At 65.6% G+C, this 2,652-nt stretch carries 2 protein-coding genes and 1 tRNA gene; all 3 read right to left on the reverse strand.

The window, feature by feature from the left end; all coding sequences use genetic code 11:
* Positions 1-48 precede the first annotated feature (48 nt).
* Positions 49-1,404 (reverse strand): ABC transporter substrate-binding protein, encoded by a 1,356-nt coding sequence (locus K789_RS0107080; protein WP_024366154.1) that lies wholly within the window; start codon positions 1,402-1,404, stop codon positions 49-51.
* 177 nt (positions 1,405-1,581) lie between these two features.
* Positions 1,582-1,655: transfer RNA gene (locus K789_RS0107085), tRNA-Leu, on the reverse strand.
* Between the two features lie 30 nt (positions 1,656-1,685).
* Positions 1,686-2,633: an N-acetyltransferase gene (locus tag K789_RS0107090; protein WP_024366155.1), complete on the reverse strand. Its 948-nt coding sequence runs from the start codon at positions 2,631-2,633 to the stop codon at positions 1,686-1,688.
* Between the last annotated feature and the right edge of the window lie 19 nt (positions 2,634-2,652).

Genomic DNA, 2,652 nt, shown 5'->3' on the forward strand with positions numbered 1-2,652 from the left:
CCCCGTCCGGAGCGGACGGGGGTCTCCTGTGGGTAGGGAAGGGCGAGCTTACAGCTTGCCGAATTCTTCCTTGACCGGCTTGTACGTGTTGTCATCCTGGAACTCGTAGATGCCGATGTAGGCCTCTGTCGGGTCACCGGCGTCGGAGAACGTTACGGGGCCGGACTGGCCGTCGTAGTCGATGTCCTTGCCGTTGCGGAGCAGGGTGACGCAGGAGGGGAAATCGTTGCACTTCTCGCCAGTCTCGGAGACTGCCTTGAGCTGCGCGGCGATGTCGGTTCCCTTGGTGCTCTTGGCGGCTTCGGACGCCAGCGCGATCAGGTTCGCGGCGTCGTAGGACTCGCCTGCGTAGCTGTAGTCCTTCAGCGCGGGATCGATGGCCAGAAGCTTCTTCTTGAAGTCATCCTTGGCGAAGGTGCCCGGGATGGTGCCCTGGGCGCCCTTCAGGGTGCCTGCCTGGAAGTCCTTGCTGTAGTCGGACATGTTGCCGTCCACCATGAAGATCTGGGTGGGCTTGATGCCCTTGCCCGTCATCAGCGGAACGATGCTCTTGGCCTGGTCGAAGGTGATCAGGGCGATGGCATCCGGCTTGGCCGCGAGGACCTTGTCCACCTGGCTGCTGAACTGGGAGTCGCCTTCGTTGAAGAGCTCCTGGGCAACAACCTTGCCGCCGGCTGCCTCAAAAGCGGCCTGCACGTTCTTGGCGAGGCCGGTTCCGTAGGCGTCGTTCAAGACGATCATGCCGACGGTCTGGGCGCCACAGGTGGCCATGTAGTTGCCGAGGACCTTGCCCTGGAGGACATCCGAGGGAGCGGTACGCCAGTACAGGCCCTTGTCATCCCATGCAGTGAAGTCCGGGGAGGTGTTGGCCGGGGAGAACTGGATAACGCCGGCGCCCGTGATCTGGTTGATGACGGTCTTGGAGACGCCCGAGGAAGCGGCACCGACGATTGCGCTGACGCCCTGGCCGAGGAGGGCGCTGGTGGACTGCGTGGCGATGTCGGTCTTGGTGTCACCGGAGTCGCGGTGGATGACCTCAACGGGCTTGCCCAGCACGCCGCCGGCATCATTGATTTCCTTGATGCCAAGGTTGACACCCGCAATTTCGGGCGGGCCGAGGAACGCCAGCGACCCCGTTGTCGGCAGGAGCGATCCAATCTTGAGGGCAGTCTCGGTGGTGGTGGTGGCGGCCGGCACGGCCCCGCCGGCTCCTGCGGCAGTGCTGGCGCCGGCAGTCGCGCTGGGTGCCGGGCATGCGATGCCTGCGGCGTTGGCCGAAGCGGTTCCGGATCCGGTCGACGTCGGGGTGGACGAGCCACCACAAGCCGTAGCCAGAAGGGCGACGCCGATGCTAAGCGCGGTCAGCTTAGCGATGCGGGGCGCCACCTGGGGGAGTGAAGTCATTTACAATCTCCTCGATCTAAAGGTGCGAACGGCCTTTGATGCGAAAGATCAGGTGTTCCTGATTTAACTTCAAGCTAGTGCAATTCCGGCCCGATCCAAAGTGACTACGGTCACATCCTTATAACACTCGTTGCATAGAGGAAATCTGGCCGAAGGACCGGCGGGCGCCACGAAGAGTGCCCCAGGTGGGACTCGAACCCACAACACGCGGATTTTAAGTCCGCTGCCTCTGCCAATTGGGCTACTGGGGCCCGGTCCATGGTATCCCGGCGGGCGGCGGGCTAGGCGATACCGAACGGCTTGGCGTAGCGGAACGTTCCGCTCACGCCGCCCGGCCAGACGGCAAGCGGCAGCAGCTGGAAGTAGATGCCCCAGTCAGGGTCGGGAGCCGCCACGCCGAGCGAGGTCGACGGCACGAAGCCGAAGCGTGAATAGTACTCCGGGTCGCCCAGCAGCGCGATGCCGCGCTCCCCCGCGGCGTTGCCCCGGGCAATCGTTTCCTTCATGAGCGCGCTGCCGATGCCGTGGCGCTGCAGGCGCGGCAGCACACCGATCGGGCCCAGGCCCAGGAGCTCCAGCTCCCCCACCCGGCCGCGGGTGCTGATCACGTGCCCCACGACGTCGCCGCCGAGTTCCGCGACGATACTGAACTCCGGCAGGTACTCCTCACAGTCAAAGAGCGCACGCACGAGTTCCACCTCTTCGGGTTCGCCCTGGACGGGCAGCCCGGTGACCGGCGAGACAGCAAAGGCCGCAGCGGTGAGGTCGAGGATGGCGGGCCGGTCCGCGGGCTGTTCGCTGCGCAGCACCAGCTCCGGAGCCGGTTTGTCTTCCCCGCTTGCTGCGACGAGTTCGTGAAGCACCTCAAGTGCCCGGTCAGCGTCCGCGACGGGGACCAGGATGTGGTCATGGTGGAAGCCGGCCAGGACGTTGCAGCTGATCTTGGCCTGGGTCAGTGCGGCGCTGACCGCTGCCGTCAGGCCGATGGCTTCGAGCGAGGAGTGGACCTGGAGCGTGATCCAGGCGCCGACGAAGTCGTAGGGCAGCCCGAGGCTGTCGGCGTCGGCGCGCGGCAGCACGACGGTGAGGCCTTCCGCTTCGCGGACGGCGGCTGCGACGGCCCCGGCGAGCGGCCGGCCGTGCGGCCAGAGGACGTAGACGAACTCGCCCTCCCGGACTTCCGGGTGCATCGTGGCAAGCAGGGTGTGGAGGTCCTTTTCAGCTGTCATGGAGCCAGTCTAGGCGCGG

Origin of the sequence: Arthrobacter sp. TB 26, from assembly GCF_000427315.1 — a bacterium.
Lineage (GTDB): Bacteria > Actinomycetota > Actinomycetes > Actinomycetales > Micrococcaceae > Arthrobacter.